The sequence below is a fragment of the Nocardia sp. NPDC047654 genome (assembly GCF_043205035.1).
Classification (GTDB): Bacteria; Actinomycetota; Actinomycetes; order Mycobacteriales; family Mycobacteriaceae; genus Nocardia.
On record NZ_JBIDDF010000004.1, the window covers coordinates 26,698 to 42,487 of the forward strand.

The following is a 15,790-nucleotide window of genomic DNA, read 5'->3' on the forward strand; positions in this document are numbered from 1 at the left end:
ATGCCGCGGTGCGTGTTTTCGCAGGTCAGAGGCATATTTGGGACAAGGCACGTAATCCGTTGAATAGCAATGCATTTGGACTCGATTGCAGGGCCGTCGTGAAGCATCTCCCTTACGCGCCCTCTACGACCCTGGAGAACTTGACCATGACCACTACAGGACCACTCAGTCCCCGTATGGGCGACACGAAAGCGGCTGCTGCACAGCTCAATTGCTCGGTCAAGACTGTCCGCCGGATGGTCGCGGACGGGTCCATTCCGGCGGTGCGAGTCGGCCGTGTGTACCGGATCGACCTGGACGCGCTGCCCGGCCGGGAGCGGGGCGGACCACAGTCCGGCGGACTCTCGCCGGAGGCGGTGGCCTCCCTGGTCTCGGAGATGGTCCTGGCGGCGGAGGTGCTGACCGAGGCCGACGCCTCCGCCATCGCCGGAGTCCTGCGCCAGGCGTGGACGGCGTCGGCTCGGTGAGGGGCACAACGCACGGAATCGGTTGGAACTAGGCGAGATTGGAGGCTGACCAGTGTCAGCGAATGAGAACGGCCCCCGGTCCGCTGCACAGACCGGAGGCCAGGAGGGTGGAGACCCCGAGCGTTCCGATGCCGAGTCTACGGCCGAGGACCGCGCGGCGGAGTACGTCCACGGGCTCCAGGCGGCGGCGGTCCTGGGGGAGCTGCGCGGCGGAGAGGACTTGGCCGGAGCCGACCCCAGGGAGATCCTGGACGCCCTGTCCATGGGCACTCTGGCCCGGTCATACGGCGTGCTGGGTGCGGTCCCGGAGCACTTCGATGAGGCGGAGTGGTTCCCGGTCTCCGCGCTCGCGATGATCGCGCCGGAGTTCCGCCCGACCCGGGAGGACGTGGCGAAGTGGTGCGCCGACAACGGGGTGAGCGACCCGCACACCGCACGGGATGAGGTCGCGCGGCGCTGGGCGGAGACGATGGTCGGCGGCGCTGGCCGGGCGGAGATGTACTTGCCCCTGGAGTTCTGGGAGCGGCGCGGATTCCTGCGCCACATCCAGCAAGCGGCCTGGGCGCGGGACGAATCGCCCCACGGTGTCCTGCTGGCCGTGCTCGCACTGCTGTCGGCCCACGTGGACCCCTCCGTCCGGATCGAGACCGGCATCAAATCCCCACTGCCGCTGAACCTCTACGCGGGCCTCGTCTCTACCTCCGGGGAGGGCAAGTCGTCGGCCACCACAGCGGCCACACGGTTGCTGTCCGTCACCTATCCGGACCCGCTCGGGCCGGGATGCATTGCGGGGGATGAGGTCCCGCGCACGCACAACCTGGGCACCGGTCAGGGCGTCGCCGAGATGTACATGGGCACGGTCAAGGTGGCGGACCCGGTGACGGGGAAGTTCGAGAGCGTCCGCCAGCAGGTCCGCCACAAGGTGATGTTCGACGTGGACGAAGCGGGGGAGATGCTGGCGGGGATGCAGCTGCGCGGCTCCACGCTGTCCTCGGTCTTGCGGTCGGCCTGGTCCGGGAACATGCGCGGGCAGGCCAACGCCAGCCGGGAGACCTACCGGGAGGTTACGGACTTCACGATCGGTCTGGTGGCCGGTTTCCAGCGGGAAGTCCTGGCACGGTTGCTGACGGATGTCGAGTGCGAGAACGGCACCCCGCAGCGCTTCCTGTTCGGTCCGGTGGTGGACCCGTTCGTCCCGGAGATCGAAGACACCCCGGCCGACCCCGGCCCCCTGCGCGTCGGTCCGCTGCCGGTCGGTGAGCTGCGGGTCTGCTCGGAGTTGGCGCGTGCGATCAAGGTGGAGTCCCTGAAGCGGCGGCGCGGGCAACTGAGCCTGACACAGCTCGAATCGCAGCGCCCCGCGATGCTGGCCCGGGTCGCTGCCCTGCTGGTGATCCTGGACGGGCGGACCGTGGTGGAGGCCGAGGACTGGGAGCTGGCGCGCAGCCTGTTCGCGTGCTCGCTGGCGGTCCAGTCCGACGCCTCCGAATGGGAGCGGGACCGGGAGGCGGAGCGGGCGGGCGAACGGATGGCCGCAGCCGCAACCCTCGCCGTGGTTCAGGCAGCGGCGGTGGATGACCGGGAGGCCACCCTCGCACGGCTCCAGAAGCGCATCCTGGACAACCTCCGCCCGGTGGGTGTGCCGACCGCGTGGAAGGGCGACAAGGGGATCAAGCGCACGAAGTTCCGGGGTCCCTTGCGCGCCTTGGCAGAGAGCGCGCTGGAGGCTCTGGTCAATGCCGGACAGGTCGCCTTCGACGGCGAGAGCGTGACCCGGCTATGAGCGGAGCGCAGCCTGAACGGGTCCCGTCTCGGGGCGGCGGGACCCGGGACCCGGGTCCCGGGGGCAGTCCCTCTCTCGCGCGTTATGCGATCCACACTTACATCTCATTTCTACTGGTAGAGACGTTTTCGTATGACGCACGGATGACGTGCGAAGGACGGATTTTCGCTCCGAGAGGGATAACGGCGGGTCCCGGGGGTCCCGGGTCCCGGCTGCGCCGCGCACCCCGCCGTAGGTGGCGGCGGAACCCGCTGGCTTATCAACAACGCTTTTCAACAAGGAATGGAGATCGACATGACCGCACTTTCCGCCGTCCGCCCGTGGCGGACTTTCCCGCACTGCCCAGCCGTCCGGTGTCGGCGGCGGCTCTGGTCGGCGTCCCGCCCGGTGGCCGGACCCACCGCCGACCGCCGGTGCCCGAGCTGTGGAGCCGCGCTGTGAGCGCCCCGGCTCTGGCGGAAACCAACGCACGGATCGCGTTGGTCGGCGGTGCGTCCGACCTCTGTCCTATTGCGCTGCGTCTCGCCCTCGCGGAGGCTGCGCGGCGCGTGCTGGCTGTGCGACCGTGCCCTGTGAGCCCGGACCTCGCGGTTCGGCTGGAGGCCGTGGCGAAGTACCGGTGGGCTGCGTCATGAGCACCGACAACGCACGGATTCCGTTGGAATCCAACAACTCCCGTGCGCCGCTGCCGCCGGGGCAGCGCCGGGTCCGTGTCCCAGCGGACGAGGTGATGCGGCAGCGCCGGGCGGGCGGTGCATATGAGGACCTGACTCGGATCGACCTGGCGGCGGCGGAGCTGGACCGGCTGAACGGTCGCGAACCTGCGCCTGAGAACCACCCCGAGACATAGACAGAGCGGCCCCGGTCGCTTCCCAGAGCGATCGGGGCCGGTAACCGTGAAAGGACCTGCGAATCCATGATGACCGAGACCCTGCCCCGCCCTCAGCGCCGGGCCTTCGTTCCGCCGCCGCCCATCCTCGACCCGTGGTTCTACTGGCTGTCGGACTACTGCCCGCGTTGCGTGCACACCGCCGCCTGGCGGCCGGACAGTCTCACCGAGCCGCACACCTTCACCTGGACGGGCGGCGCGACGGTGACCACGGCGCACGCCTGCGAGTGCTGCGGCTCCCGCTGGACCTTCACCTGGCCGACTGCCCTGGTCCTTGAGCCCGAGGAAGCTCCCGAAACGTCCTGACCTGCCGGAATGGGCACCGCGGAATGTGGTCTAAATCACCCGCAAATCGTCAATTTATTCCCACTTACCCAGCCTGACAAGGCATTTCGAGACATATAGGAGAACGAACCATGGTCGAGTTCAGTGCCCGCGTGGGAGTGCCCGCCGGGCAGAGCTACAACGACCGGTACGGCTACCGGGGACCGAACCCCCAGGGGCGGGTCTACACCCAGGGCGAACGGGACCACCGCGCGGACTCCCTGGAGGTCCAGCGCGACCGCCGCCGGAAGCGGCTGACCGTGGTCTATGACGAGCGGCTGCGCCTGTCGGCGGAGGTGGTGGAGGCGGTGAGCGGCGCGTCGGCCGCTATCGCCTCCGACCGGCGGCCGACCCGGTGGACGACCGCGATCGGCGACGCCTTCGCGGAGATCGCAGCGGCGCTGACCGAGATCGCGGGAGCCGTGCGCACTCCCGCCCCGCACTGGCCCGCCACCCTGTCCGCTGGGGCAGTGGCGGATGGGGGATGGGCGTCGATGCTGACCGAGGCGGCCCAGGGCATGGACGACCGCGTGAGCGCGGCGCTCGCGCCCAGCGCGCCCGGGGCGGCGAACACCTCGGAGTTCATCGTGGAGCGGCTGCGCACCATCGACAACGCCGGGCGCTCGCTGGGTGCCTACGTCGGTCAGATCCAGGCGGCGGAGGGTCCGAAGCCTCCGGCCCCGACTCAGGCCGCCGTGGCAGCGGCGGACCCGATGGAAGCGCTCCGGCGCAGGCACTCCCGCGAACGGGAGGAGCTGCGCGAGCGCCAGAGCGCCGAATGGCAGGCCGCGAGCGACGCCCTCAAGGCGGCCCGGATCGCGGAAAGGGCGGCCCGGTGATGACCCAGACCGATGCACGGCCAGCCCGGAGGCTGGAGACCCAGAATCCGACTCACCACCCGGAGGCAACGACATGGCGCGCCTGACCTTGTCCGATCTGACCGATTCCGAGCGCAATCACGTCGCTACCTGCGTCCACGAAGCGGGGCACGCCGTCCTCGCGGTGCTGGCCGGGGCCACGGTGACCCAGTGCTACGCCCGGCCGGACGGAGACGGGCGGGCCGAGTACTTCGGCCACGACCCCCAGCGGGAGGCCGGTATTGCGTGGGCCGGGCCGTACGCCGAAGCGCTGTTCATCTACGACGGACAGCCGTCCGCCGACGTGCTGAACGACTACCTGACCAACGCCTCACTGGAGGATGCGGAAGCGCTGCGCGGGCGGCGAGGGTGGACCGTGGAGTCCGATGTCCGGTCCGCCATGCCTGCGATTCGGAGGCTGGCGGCGCGGCTCTACGCCCAGGGGTTCGTGACCAACACCGAGGTTCGCGCCGCGCTCGGGGTTCGGCCGGGCATGGATATCGACATGGTGCGCTGGGCGTACCGCAACCGCATCGCGCCGGAGTCCATCACCTTGCCAGGGAGCGCGGCATGAACGAATCCGAGATCGAGAACGAATGCCGCGCCCAGGTGGCCAATCTGGAGGCCATGTTGCGACTCGGAGCGCTCGGGCAAGTGGTGCTGCCCCAGGCCCGCGCCGGAGACCCGAAAGCGTGCGAGCTGGGACGCCACATCATGGTCCAGCTCCGTCGCCTGGGTGTGGAGCGTCCGTTGTGCCGTGAGCTGATGAGCGGCGGAGAGGTGAAGTGATCATGACCAAGGGACCGGACAAGGCGCAGCCGGACGAACGGGAGCGCCAGCGCAAGGCCCTGGAGTTGCGCCTGGAGGGCAAGTCCTACGACGACATAGCGGCCGTGCTCGGGTGGGCCGACCGGTCCGGGGCGTATCGGGCGGTGGAGGCGATCCTGAAGCGTACCGAGTCCGAGACGGTGGCCGAGTATCGCGAAGTGGTCGGGGCGCGCCTGGAGGCGCTGCACGCGGCCTACTGGCCCGCCGCACTGGCCGGGGACTACAAGGCGGCGGAGATCGTGGGCAAGACCTCGGACCGGCTGGCCAAGCTCTACGGCATGAATGCCCCGGACAAGGTTCAGGTTCAGCCGGTCGGCCTGGATCACGAAGCGTTCACCACCCGCGTGGAGGAGGACATCCGGACTCTGGGCCTGGACCCGGTGGGAGACGTGCCCCTGATCGACCACGGCCAGTACGACGAGAACGGGGAGCCCTGGGCCAACACGGGAGATATCCCGGGCCGGACGGCGGCGGGCCGGAAGTATGTGCCCTCTACCCGCGTGGAGGCCGACCCAGAGACGACCGCCGACAACCAGACCAAGGGGTCTGATTCGCCCTCGAATTCGGCTGGTGCCACCCTCTCCGGGCACACTGTCGGCACACTGGCGCGGAACAGGTGGGATGCCAGGCCCGGAGAACGGCACTCTACCTGGGCGGATGTGCTCGGGTGATTCGGTAGAGCACTTCATATCCACTGAGACGGGCGGCGGTTTCGGTACCGAATCCGCCGCCCGTCCCCCAGCCGAAAGGACGTACCTCATGAGTGGGACGGCCAACGTCAAGCCGCCGAAGAACGACGCCGAGTGGGCGCGCAACACCGAGCGTCGCCTCGCCCAGACCGAACATCCCTCGTCCGCGCGCGTTGGAAACTGGGTCCTGTCCACCCACCCGGACACCGGCGACTTGATCGCGTCGAATGTCAACGGTGGAAGTTTGATCTTGGCCGAACAGCCCGAACCCAGCGACACCCCGGACACCGTCACATCCCCGGCGTGCGCCGTGGTCGTAGGCCGTAGCTCCCTGCAATCCATTCCGTCCGGCGGTGCGTATATCGATTGGGACTCGACTCTGGCGGAGGTTGGCGGGGAGTGGGGCGCGGGAAGCGGCACGGTTTCCGAGCTGACCGTGCCGCAGAGCGGTCTGTACCAGATCGCGGCGTCGATTCATTGGCAGACGGGTGGCATCACGGCGACCGCCGCGATTCTCGTGGATGACCGGGCCGTGCTGTCAAGCCGGATCACCGATGGAATCGGAAGCGCGTGGATAACTTCCCAGGTCAACGGGCTCCGCAGCCTTCAGCAGGGGTCGGTTGTGCAGATGGCCGTGAGCACCGGAGGCGGTAACGCGATCGGAGCAAGCCCTCTGACCGTGACCCCCGTCCCCTCCCAACTGAGCCTGGTCCGAGTGGGCTGAGGCACCCGGATACCCTGAACAACGCGAACACCCCGCCGGTTACGACCCGGCGGGGCGTTCGTCTATTCGGGGTCGATCAGGCGGCGCTGTGTCTACGTCTACTCGCTGGTCTTCGGTCGGGCCGCGTGCCGTTGACCGGCCGTAATCGCATCGTGTCGGCGGCGGCGGCGGCCCGGCGCTCCCTCTCCACCCTCGCGCGGATGCCCTCCACGCTGCGCTCCGGCGGTATGCGCTCCGGCCACCACATCGCCCAGGCCAGCACCCCGAGGGGCAGCGTGATCACGGCGGCCCACCCGAGCGCGATCACCGGATGTCCTCGGCAAACACCGACCGCCGGGGAAGGCTGAGCCGGGGGTTCACGGTCTCCACGTCGGCGATCTCCTGGACTCTGCGCAGCTCCGCATGGTCCAGGTGGTCCGATGAGGGCATGAGCACGGTGTCGGCCCCGATGCACTGGAGCTGTGCCGAGACCGGCAGCACCGATATCTCATCGGGCCAGACCAGCCGGTAGCCGAGCCTGGACGCCAGCCGCTCCACCCCCGCCCGGTCCCATTCGACGCTGAGTGAGAGTTCGGCATCTATCCATCCGAGCGCTCTGGGCTGGTCCGTTATGTCGTGGGTCATAGTGTCCTCCGGTCATCCGTGATTGAACACTTATAAGTCTCCGCCACAGGACACGATTACGCACGGTTTCCGTCTCATATAGGTGTGGAGACGGATAGGTATGTAGACCTGGGAAGATTCGGCCGGGCACTCTGTCGGGCATCATGGAAGGTGATCTTCAGGTGACGCTAGGGCGCAACGTGCGTGCCATCCGGATAGCGCGTGGCCTGAGTCAGGAGGCATTCGCCGACGCCCTGGGTGTGCACCGGACCTACATGGGCACGCTGGAGCGCGGACAGCGGAATCTCTCCTTGCGAGCTGTGGAGCGGCTGGCTGATCTCCTGGGCATAGAGGACCCGCGCACGCTGCTGAGCGAGACCATGACCGTCTCCGTGACCGTGACCGACCCGGGGCAGTAGGTCCCGCTGCGTCGCCCGCGTAGACCGGTACCGTCCGACCCGACGCACGGAATCCCCACCCTCGCAACGGCTTCCGTGCGTTATGCCATCACGTGACGGTCAGGGCGTCGGGTCGATGGTCACCGCATATGCCGCGCACTCGTACCCCACCGTCACCACCCGCTCGGACAGGGCATAGACCGTGTTGTTATACGCCGGGACGCTGTGGCTTCCGGTGGTCACCACCTGCTCGAAGACCGGCGCGCGCCAGACGAACAGCGGGCCGGTAGCTACCAGGGTCGCCCCCAGCGCGGACTCATACCCACCGCCGAACACCCACGTATTGCCCATGTTCGTTCGCAGCAGAGGCGAACCGTTGGCCGCCTTGAGGTATGCGGCCTGCACCGCCCAGCGCCGGGAGGCGTGGAGGTAGCCCGCATACCCCTGTTCGCCCAGGAACGCCTCCAGGGTGCCGATCGCGGTAGCCAGGTCCGGCACGACGGTGGGCGTTCCGGCGTCGGCCAGTAGCCGCGCGGCGAAGGCGGATTCGACCAGGTTCGGCTCGTGGAGGCTGCGGGTGTGCGCGGCCCGCGCCATCACCTCCGCCTCCGTCTGGTCGGTCCGGCACTCCGACGCCGCCCAGACCACCATCGGATCGAAGTGCAACGGCGCGCCGCGCTCGCCCGCCGCCTTGATCGCCGGGTTGTCGTCGCAGAGTTCGGTGGAGTAGGTGCCTACGCCGGTGTCGCAGTTGTACGGGTAGAGGTCGATACCCGCCAGCAATTCCCGGGTGGGTTCGGTGGTGTCGAAGACGCTCGCGGCGGCGTAGAGGCCGTATCCCTGGGTGGGCAGCGGCGGTGCTTCGAACACGACGGGCAACGGGGTCGCGGCAGTGGTCACGGTGGTCATGGCCTTGTCCTCCTGGTCGGGTTGCCGCTGACGCTACGAGCGGGCCGCGCAGGGACCAGGGGAGCGGGGCACCCGGCCGGGTCTATCAGAAGGCCATTCCCAAGCTCTCCGGCCGGGCGTCCGCTCGGGACGCGGCGTGACCGATTTACCGCAGCGGGAGCGCCGCGCCCTGCGGCAGACGGTAGGCGCTGGCCGTGCACTGCGAACCGGCGTGCCGGGCGGCCCACATATCCGCAGGTCCCGCCCCATATCCAGCGTGCCGAGAGTGTGCCAAGACGTACTGAAAAGCATGAGACACATGGATGCGCTCCGAACACGGAAAGCGTCTCTGACCTGGACGCCTCGACCCTCATGAGACGAATCAGCACGTTTCCGGGCTCACTCGTAATGAAAAGGTCGGGGGTTCGATTCCCCCAGGCGGCTCAAAGAAAGCCAGGTCAGCGGTTGTTTCCGCGCTGACGACTGAGTGTCGTCAGTGGCATCTCCGAGGCGCCATCCACGCCTCCACGCCTCGCCTGGGCGGCCCTGTAGCGGCGGTGGTGACGCATGCAGGTCTCCAACTGCTCCTACCGCAAGCCCGAGGTTTTGCACGACACTGTGGAACTGGAAGCGATACCGGCCGATTCCAACTCGTGCGGCGAGTCTGCGCGTCAGGGCGCGTCCAACACGCTTGCCGGAACCCCGTAGGGGAGAAACCGCACTCGACGGCGATCATCGGTGTTGTCGCGATGTGCGCGTAAGGCCTCGAGCTCGCTCGGGAAGACCTGGTCGATCCTGGCCTCGCCGGTGTCGTCGATGCTGTAGATCGCCCATACCCCGCTGCCCGTCTCACCGGTGATCTCGCCCTCGGGTTCCGGTGGACGTGGCCGTTCCGGCTGGACGAACTGACCGAACAGCGACGCCAGCGAACCGAGGCTCGCGTGGTCTACGCGGTCGAGATATACGCCGGCTTTCCCGAGCAGGTCGCGGAGTTCGGTCCCCGCCCCACGCAGTGCGCGTTCGAAATCTTCCGGATCGATGCCGAAAGGTCCGTTGGTTGGCATCATGTGCTCCTGGGGACGAGGTGGGCGCTACGACCTCAGTGTCCTCGCGAAACGCCGACTTCGCCACGCCGCCCGCATCTGTCCTCGACAGCTGAGCGGCGGTGACGAGAGCGTTGCCACGCTTGGTTCCGGAGCGGCATGCCCAGATCCCGGGGTCCTCGACCGATTATCGAGTGATCTGCATCACAATGCGTCAGGATGTGCGCCCCCGCGGTGTCTTGTTCCCGAGCCTCTCGGAGCGAAGGAGACACCATGAGCAAGAACATCCAGGTGGTCGTGATCGGCGGCGGATATGCCGGCGTGATGGCGGCGAACCGTCTCACGCAGCGTGATGACATTGCGGTGACCGTGATCAATCCCCGCCCGCTCTTCGTCCCGCGGCTGCGTCTGCACCAACTGGTGGGCGGAACCCACGATGCGGTCGTCGACTATGCCGAAGTCCTCGCCGAGGGCGTGCGGCTGGTCGTCGACAGCGTGACCGGAATCGACGCGGCCGGACGCCGGGTGACGATGGCGGAGGGCGACGAGATCCGCTACGACTACCTGATCTACGCGGTGGGCAGCGGCAGTGCGGGCCCACGGGTGCCGGGCGCGGCCGAGTTCGCCTACCCGGTCGCGACTCTGGAAGCGGCGCAGCGGTTGCGGTCGGTGCTCGTCGACACGCCCATGGCGGCTGCGGTGACGGTCGTGGGGGGCGGTCCGACCGGCATCGAGACCGCCGCCGAACTGGCAGAGCGGGGGCGCGGCGTCACGTTGGTCAGCGGCGGAATCCTCGGCCCGTACCTGCATCCGAAGGCTCGGCGCACAGCCCGTAAGTATCTCGCCGAGCTGGGGGTCAGCGTGCTGGAAGGCCCGGACTCGGCAGTCGCCGCGGTGACGCGGGAGGCCGTGGAACTCGCCGACGGCCGCACGTTGGCGAGCCGGGTCACCATCTGGACCGCGGGCTTCGGTGTTCCGGATCTGGCCGCCCGCAGCGGGCTGAGCACCGATAGCGCCGGGCGTCTGCTCACCGACGAGACCCTCACCAGCGTCGACGACGAGCGCATCGTCGCGGCGGGCGATTCGGCGGCACCGTCGGATCTGCCGTTCCGGATGAGCGCATACGCCGCGGGTTGCCTCGGCGCCCATGCCGCGGACACCGTGCTGCACCGCATCGCGGGTGACCGGCCGGCGCCGATCGACCTGTCGTTCCCCGCAATGTGCATCAGCTTCGGCCGCGGCGCCGGGATCTTCCAGCTCGCCCACAAGGACGACACCGCGCTGCGGCTCTACTTCAGCGGCCCGGTGGGCAAGAAACTCAAGGAGTTCTCCTGCGCCTCCAGCGTCGAACACCTGGTGAACGAGGCGCGTAAGCCCGGATCGCACTCCTGGTTCAAGGACGGCAAGCACAGGCCGGCTCTGCTGGAGGCCCGGCGTAGCGTCACCGCGTCACCGGTCGCCTAGCCGAATCCGCCGGTGGACTTCGACTGCACGATGTGCGGCAGCACCACTGATCGCGGGCGCTGCCGCACGCGGCAGCGACATCCGGCGTCGCACGGCCCCCGACGGACGGAAGAAGAGGACTGGATGGACACAGCAGATGAACCCGGCGAGTCGCGGCGGGCCGACGGTGCGGGAGCGGGTCGCGACCACTCCACGGTCGAGGCGACGGAAACGTTCGTCGCCCACCGCAACCTGCTCTTCACCGTCGCCTACGAGATGCTCGGATCGGCGGCCGATGCCGACGATGTCCTCCAGGAGACGTGGTTGCGTTGGGTGGCGGTCGACGCGGCGCACGTCGACGACGCCCGTGCCTATCTGGTTCGGATCACCACCCGTCAGGCGCTCAACCGGCTGCGGTCGATGAAACGCCGCAGGGAGGCTTACGTGGGTTCCTGGTTGCCCGAGCCACTGCTCACCACGCCGGATGTGGCCGCCGATGTAGAACTCGCCGAAAGCGTCTCGATGGCGCTGATGCTCGTGCTGGAGACGTTGACCCCGACCGAACGCGCGGTGTTCGTGCTGCGCGAAGCATTCGGGATGGGCTACGACGAAATCGCGGCCGCGGTCGACAAGACTCCCGCCGCCGTCCACCAGCTCGCCCACCGCGCCCGCCGCCACGTCGAAGCCCGCCGTCCGCGCCGCTCGGTCACCGCGCGAGAGGCCGAAGCGGCTGCCGCCGCGTTCCGGCGCGCGCTCGAGACCAGAGACCTGCGCGGCCTGCTGGACGTACTGGCTCCCGACGTCGTGGCGATCAGCGACGGAGGCGGCATCAAGCAGGCCACACCGCGTCCGGTCATCGGTGCGGGGAAGGTGGCCCGGTTCATCGTCGGCGGGCTCACCAGGAACGACGTCGCGCTCACCGTCGAGGCGACCACGGTCAACGGCAGTTCCGCATTGGCTCTGTACATGGACGGAGAACTCGACGGCGTCATCGCGATGCGCGTCGAGGACACCCGCATCGCCGGCCTCTATTACGTCCGCAACCCGCAGAAACTGACCCGCATCGATTCCGAGATCCCACTCACTCTGCGCTGAACACCGGTTACGGCCCGTCCGCGCACCGACTGAGGTGGTGACCGTCTCGCCTACCGCGTCTCGGTGGGCAGGCTCATCCTGCCTGCGGCACGGCGGGCAGGTCGTCGAGGGTGCCGAGGAGTGGGGTCAGTCGCTGGAGTTCCTCCAGATGTGTGGCGCTGAGCAGGGCCAGGGTTTCCTTGCCCGCCTCGGTGAGGGTGAGGTGGACGACGCGGCGGTCGCTGCCCTGCCCTCGCTTGCGAGCGACGAGGCCGAGTTGCTCGGTGCGATCGATCAGTTGCACCACGCTGTGGTGGCGGGTGGACAAGTAGCCTGCGATCTCTCCGATGGTCGGCCCGCCCGGGGCGGAATGCCCCCGGATCGCCAGCAGCAGTTGGTGCTGCGTATCGGTGAGCCCCACTTCGGCCGCCCGGCGCTCACTCCACCGCAGAAGCCGGCGAAGCCCGGCCCGGAACGCCAGCAGCCGCGAGTACTCCTGATCGCTGAGGTGCTGAGACTCGGGCGGGACCGGCGATGGCATCGACTCATCCATCATGGAGTGATATTATCACAGAATGATATATGAGTGAGCGGCGATCAGGACGGGCCGCGTTCCTGGATCGATCGCGGCCGCCCGGCTCGGGAGAGCTTCGATTCGCCACTACGTCTGAAGGGTGGTGGAGAGTATGAGTAGTGAAACCATGATGAGTCGGCATCCCGACATCGTGGAGTTGCGGGAGAAGTACGAGCGCGCCTCGGAGGCGCCCGACGCCCAAGCGGTCACCGGTTTGATGTTCCTGACCGGGCTCTACATCGCGATCTCCCCGTGGGTCGTGGGGTTCAACGGGTTCTCGACGTTGACCGTCAACAACCTCGTCGTCGGCATCGCCCTGGCGATGCTGGCCTTCGGATTCGCGTCGGTTTACGGCCGGACCCATGGCATCGTCTGGGCCGCGCCACTGCTCGGCCTCTGGACGATCCTGGCTCCCTGGGTGGTCAGCGGCGACGTCGACACCACGTCGACGATCTGGAACAACGTGGTCGCCGGCGCAATCGCTGTGCTGCTCGGCCTGGGCTCGATGTTCCTCGGGATGAGCCGGACCGGCCGCCTCACCGGAGAGGCGCCTGCCGCGAACGCGACTCGGACGCAACGACCGTCCGGACTTCCGCCGGAAACTTCCGCGCGGTGAGCACGTAGTCCGATCCGGCTGTACCGGCACGGTTTTCCGACCCGCAAACCCCTGCAAATCGAAGCCGTCCGAGGATGCGTTCTTCGCACACTGAGAGGTGTTGGGTCTGGGGTGGCCGCGGGCGCTGGCTACCCCAGACCTGACCTCTACCGGCAGCCGCGTGCCTGGCAGAACGTCCGGCGGTGGGCGTTCGCGCGAGTTTTCTGCGAAGGTGTTTATGTGAAGGTGCTGAGCAGGAACCATGTGATCGTCAGCGGCAAGACCGGCGCGCCGGTGGTCGTGCTCGCCCACGGCTTCGGTTGCGACCAGCACATGTGGCGGCTGGTCGTCCCGGTTCTGGAGCGGGATTTCACCGTCGTACTGTTCGATCACGTGGGTGCGGGCCGCTCGGACCTGTCGGCTTGGAGCCCTCAGCGTTATTCCAGCATGGACGGGTACGTCGAGGATGTGCTCGCGCTGCTTCGCGAACTCGATCTGGGACCGGTGATCTTCGTCGGGCACTCGGTGAGTGCGACGATGGGAGTGCTCGCCGCCGCCCGCGAGCCCGCGGCGTTCGCCGGACTGGTGCTGGTGGCTCCTTCGCCATGCTTCATCGATGATCCGGCCACCGGATATCGGGGCGGCTTCGATGCCGCCGACATCGATGAACTCCTGGAGGCGCTCGATGCGAACTATCTGGGTTGGTCGGGTGCGATGGCGCCGGTCATCATAGGCAATCCCGATCGGCCGGAGCTTGCCGAGGAACTCACCGACAGTTTCTGCCGCACCGACCCGGAAATCGCCCGTGTCTTCGCCCGCGTCACGTTCCTCGCCGACAACCGGGCCGATCTCGAGGCGGTAGAGGTACCCACGCTGATCCTGCAATGCTCCGATGACGCTATCGCCCCGCTCGAGGTCGGGGCCTTCGTCCACGAGCGGATTCGGGGCAGCAGACTGGTCACGCTGACGGCGACCGGCCACTGCCCCCAGCTCAGTGCTCCGGCGGAGACCGCCGACGCTATAGCCGCCTTCGCCGCCGAGACCGGATGACGAGCGCCGGCGACCGAGACTGTGGCAGTGCTCTCGGAGCGGGGACGGATGACGACGCGGCGTTCGCCGCGTTGCTCGAGGACAGTGTCGAGGACCTGTACGAGAACGCGCCCTGCGGGTACCTCTCCACCTCGCTGGACGGCCGTATCGCCAAGGTGAATGCCACGCTGCTCGACTGGCTGGGCTGGCGGCGCGAAGAACTGGTCGGCCGGAAGCACTTCTCCGACCTGCTTACTGTGGGTGGCCGCCTCTATCACGAGACCCATTTCGCTCCCCTGCTGCGCATGCAGGGGAAGATCCGCGGGATCGCTTTGGAGATGAAGACCACCGACGGTCGCCGACTACCCGTGCTGGTCAGCTCGCAGGTCAAGACCGGCAGCCAGGGACAACCGCTTCTGATTCGCACCACCGTCTTCGATGCCCGCGAGCGCCGCGCCTACGAGACCGAGCTGCTACGGGCACGACGCGAAGCCGAGCAGGAGCGCGAACGCCTCCAGCGTCTGAACACCACTTTGCAGACCACACTGCTACCACCCGAACTACCCGATGTTCCCGGCCTCGAGGTCGCCGCGCACTACCACATCGCCTCCGCCGACGAGGTCGGCGGCGACTTCTACGATCTGTTCCCGATCACCGGCGGCAGCTGGGGAATGTTCCTGGGCGATGTCTGCGGCAAAGGCGCTCCTGCCGCGGCCCTCACTTCCCTGGCCCGCTACACACTGCGCACCGCCACCGCCTACACCCGCGATCCGGCCGCCGTGCTCGACATGCTCAACACCACCCTCACCGAGCGGTCCCACGGCCACAACCGACGGTTCTGCACGATCATCTTCGGCCTGATCGAACCCACTCTCCAGCGCGGGGGTTGCGACATCATCCTGGCCGGTGGCGGGCACCCGCCGGCCCTGCTCTTGCGCTCCGACGGGGACGTGGAGGAAATGCATACCTGGGGCGGTCAGCTGATCGGGGCGATCCGAAACGCGCAGATCGTCACCAGGAAAGTCCGGCTCGAGGTCGGCGACACCCTGATCCTCTACACCGACGGGCTCACCGAAGCCCGCACGACGGCGAACGGTGGTCGCTACGGCGACAACGCGCTCATCGAATTCGCTCGCGCGCTGGCGCCGGTCACGGCCTCCGGCGGCGTCGAGGCCATCCGAGAACTGCTCGCCTCCTTCGGATCCGGAGTGGAGGACGATACCGCCGTCCTCGCCATCCACGCGCTAGCTCCATCGCAGGGCACCACGCCCTGATTCCGGCTGGGGGACACCGGGTTCGAGAGCTGGGCCCACCGTGAGTGGATCCGTTCGACCGCGCCCCGAGCCGCTACCTGCTGAAACGCCGCTTCGCTGAGCGGGGAATATCTCACAACTTTAATGAGCCGTCGAATAGTGGCACAATTCACAACGAACCAATATTCATGTAACCCTGGCGTAACCAGGTTCCGCTCGGGGCGATGAGGAGCGACACCGGTGCAGATGCCGAGGACCAGATCGAGGCTTACGTCCCTCGGGGACCCATCGTTGCCCGGCCTCGATGCGGTCCTGTCCTGCCGACCCTC

At 68.0% G+C, this 15,790-nt stretch carries 20 protein-coding genes and 1 tRNA gene; 16 read left to right on the forward strand and 5 right to left on the reverse strand.

All coding sequences use genetic code 11. The annotated features are described in order from the left end of the window. Positions 1-176: 176 nt before the first annotated feature. The 10 genes from ACGF7Y_RS15715 to ACGF7Y_RS15760 all read left to right on the forward strand — a co-directional run bounded on the left by ACGF7Y_RS15715 (position 177) and on the right by ACGF7Y_RS15760 (position 6,561). Positions 177-467, forward strand: coding sequence for an excisionase family DNA-binding protein (locus ACGF7Y_RS15715; protein WP_393234085.1), 291 nt, complete (start codon positions 177-179; stop codon positions 465-467). Positions 468-519: 52 nt separating this feature from the next. Continuing rightward, positions 520-2,250, forward strand: coding sequence for a hypothetical protein (locus tag ACGF7Y_RS15720; protein WP_393234087.1), 1,731 nt, complete (start codon positions 520-522; stop codon positions 2,248-2,250). A gap of 631 nt (positions 2,251-2,881) precedes the next feature. Further along, positions 2,882-3,100, forward strand: coding sequence for a hypothetical protein (locus ACGF7Y_RS15725; protein WP_393234089.1), 219 nt, complete (start codon positions 2,882-2,884; stop codon positions 3,098-3,100). Between the two features lie 66 nt (positions 3,101-3,166). Continuing rightward, the gene (locus ACGF7Y_RS15730; protein ID WP_393234091.1) at positions 3,167-3,445 is read left to right on the forward strand and encodes a hypothetical protein; all 279 of its coding nucleotides are present in this window, start codon (positions 3,167-3,169) and stop codon (positions 3,443-3,445) included. 110 nt (positions 3,446-3,555) lie between these two features. Next, a complete protein-coding gene (locus ACGF7Y_RS15735) occupies positions 3,556-4,302 on the forward strand; it encodes a hypothetical protein (protein ID WP_393234094.1) in 747 nt (248 codons plus the stop codon). Between the two features lie 73 nt (positions 4,303-4,375). Beyond that, positions 4,376-4,894: a M50 family metallopeptidase gene (locus ACGF7Y_RS15740; RefSeq protein ID WP_393234095.1), complete on the forward strand. Its 519-nt coding sequence runs from the start codon at positions 4,376-4,378 to the stop codon at positions 4,892-4,894. After that, entirely contained in the window at positions 4,891-5,109 is a 219-nt protein-coding gene (locus ACGF7Y_RS15745; protein WP_393234098.1) for a hypothetical protein, read from the forward strand. The genes ACGF7Y_RS15740 and ACGF7Y_RS15745 overlap by 4 nt, the downstream gene beginning before the upstream one ends. A gap of 2 nt (positions 5,110-5,111) precedes the next feature. After that, positions 5,112-5,819 carry a hypothetical protein gene (locus ACGF7Y_RS15750; protein ID WP_393234101.1) on the forward strand — a complete coding sequence of 236 codons (708 nt, stop codon included), beginning with the start codon at positions 5,112-5,114 and terminating at the stop codon, positions 5,817-5,819. Continuing rightward, positions 5,800-5,889: transfer RNA gene (locus ACGF7Y_RS15755), tRNA-Gly, on the forward strand. The genes ACGF7Y_RS15750 and ACGF7Y_RS15755 overlap by 20 nt, the downstream gene beginning before the upstream one ends. Positions 5,890-5,907: 18 nt before the next feature. Continuing rightward, positions 5,908-6,561: a hypothetical protein gene (locus ACGF7Y_RS15760; RefSeq protein WP_393234104.1), complete on the forward strand. Its 654-nt coding sequence runs from the start codon at positions 5,908-5,910 to the stop codon at positions 6,559-6,561. Between the two features lie 76 nt (positions 6,562-6,637). Here ACGF7Y_RS15760 and ACGF7Y_RS15765 read toward each other — a convergent pair whose 3' ends face one another. Then, positions 6,638-6,868: a hypothetical protein gene (locus ACGF7Y_RS15765; RefSeq protein WP_393234106.1), complete on the reverse strand. Its 231-nt coding sequence runs from the start codon at positions 6,866-6,868 to the stop codon at positions 6,638-6,640. Next, positions 6,865-7,185, reverse strand: a complete 321-nt coding sequence (locus tag ACGF7Y_RS15770; protein ID WP_393234109.1) for a hypothetical protein — start codon at positions 7,183-7,185, stop codon at positions 6,865-6,867. The genes ACGF7Y_RS15765 and ACGF7Y_RS15770 overlap by 4 nt, the downstream gene beginning before the upstream one ends. A 161-nt stretch (positions 7,186-7,346) precedes the next feature. Here ACGF7Y_RS15770 and ACGF7Y_RS15775 point away from each other — a divergent pair, with 161 nt between their 5' ends. Next, the gene (locus tag ACGF7Y_RS15775) at positions 7,347-7,583 is read left to right on the forward strand and encodes a helix-turn-helix domain-containing protein (RefSeq protein WP_393234111.1); all 237 of its coding nucleotides are present in this window, start codon (positions 7,347-7,349) and stop codon (positions 7,581-7,583) included. A gap of 99 nt (positions 7,584-7,682) precedes the next feature. Here ACGF7Y_RS15775 and ACGF7Y_RS15780 read toward each other — a convergent pair whose 3' ends face one another. Further along, complete coding sequence (locus tag ACGF7Y_RS15780) at positions 7,683-8,471, reverse strand: hypothetical protein (protein ID WP_393234114.1); 789 nt, start codon at positions 8,469-8,471, stop codon at positions 7,683-7,685. A gap of 650 nt (positions 8,472-9,121) precedes the next feature. Further along, positions 9,122-9,514, reverse strand: a complete 393-nt coding sequence (locus ACGF7Y_RS15785) for a hypothetical protein (RefSeq protein ID WP_357127682.1) — start codon at positions 9,512-9,514, stop codon at positions 9,122-9,124. A 252-nt stretch (positions 9,515-9,766) separates the two neighbouring features. On the opposite strand from ACGF7Y_RS15785, the gene ACGF7Y_RS15790 reads away from it, so the two are divergent. Then, positions 9,767-10,957: an NAD(P)/FAD-dependent oxidoreductase gene (locus tag ACGF7Y_RS15790; RefSeq protein WP_393234117.1), complete on the forward strand. Its 1,191-nt coding sequence runs from the start codon at positions 9,767-9,769 to the stop codon at positions 10,955-10,957. Positions 10,958-11,080: 123 nt separating this feature from the next. Further along, a complete protein-coding gene (locus ACGF7Y_RS15795) occupies positions 11,081-12,031 on the forward strand; it encodes an RNA polymerase sigma-70 factor (protein WP_393234120.1) in 951 nt (316 codons plus the stop codon). Between the two features lie 73 nt (positions 12,032-12,104). Here the strand turns inward: ACGF7Y_RS15795 and ACGF7Y_RS15800 are convergent, their stop codons facing one another. Further along, the gene (locus ACGF7Y_RS15800) at positions 12,105-12,551 is read right to left on the reverse strand and encodes a MarR family winged helix-turn-helix transcriptional regulator (RefSeq protein ID WP_393234122.1); all 447 of its coding nucleotides are present in this window, start codon (positions 12,549-12,551) and stop codon (positions 12,105-12,107) included. 145 nt (positions 12,552-12,696) lie between these two features. On the opposite strand from ACGF7Y_RS15800, the gene ACGF7Y_RS15805 reads away from it, so the two are divergent. The 3 genes from ACGF7Y_RS15805 (at position 12,697) to ACGF7Y_RS15815 (ending at position 15,482) form a co-directional block, all read left to right on the forward strand. Continuing rightward, positions 12,697-13,200, forward strand: coding sequence for an SPW repeat protein (locus ACGF7Y_RS15805; protein WP_063825236.1), 504 nt, complete (start codon positions 12,697-12,699; stop codon positions 13,198-13,200). Positions 13,201-13,419: 219 nt separating this feature from the next. Continuing rightward, the gene (locus tag ACGF7Y_RS15810; protein ID WP_393234125.1) at positions 13,420-14,229 is read left to right on the forward strand and encodes an alpha/beta fold hydrolase; all 810 of its coding nucleotides are present in this window, start codon (positions 13,420-13,422) and stop codon (positions 14,227-14,229) included. Then, a complete protein-coding gene (locus ACGF7Y_RS15815) occupies positions 14,226-15,482 on the forward strand; it encodes a SpoIIE family protein phosphatase (RefSeq protein ID WP_393234128.1) in 1,257 nt (418 codons plus the stop codon). Before ACGF7Y_RS15810 ends, ACGF7Y_RS15815 begins: the two co-directional genes overlap by 4 nt. The last annotated feature ends 308 nt before the right edge of the window (positions 15,483-15,790 follow it).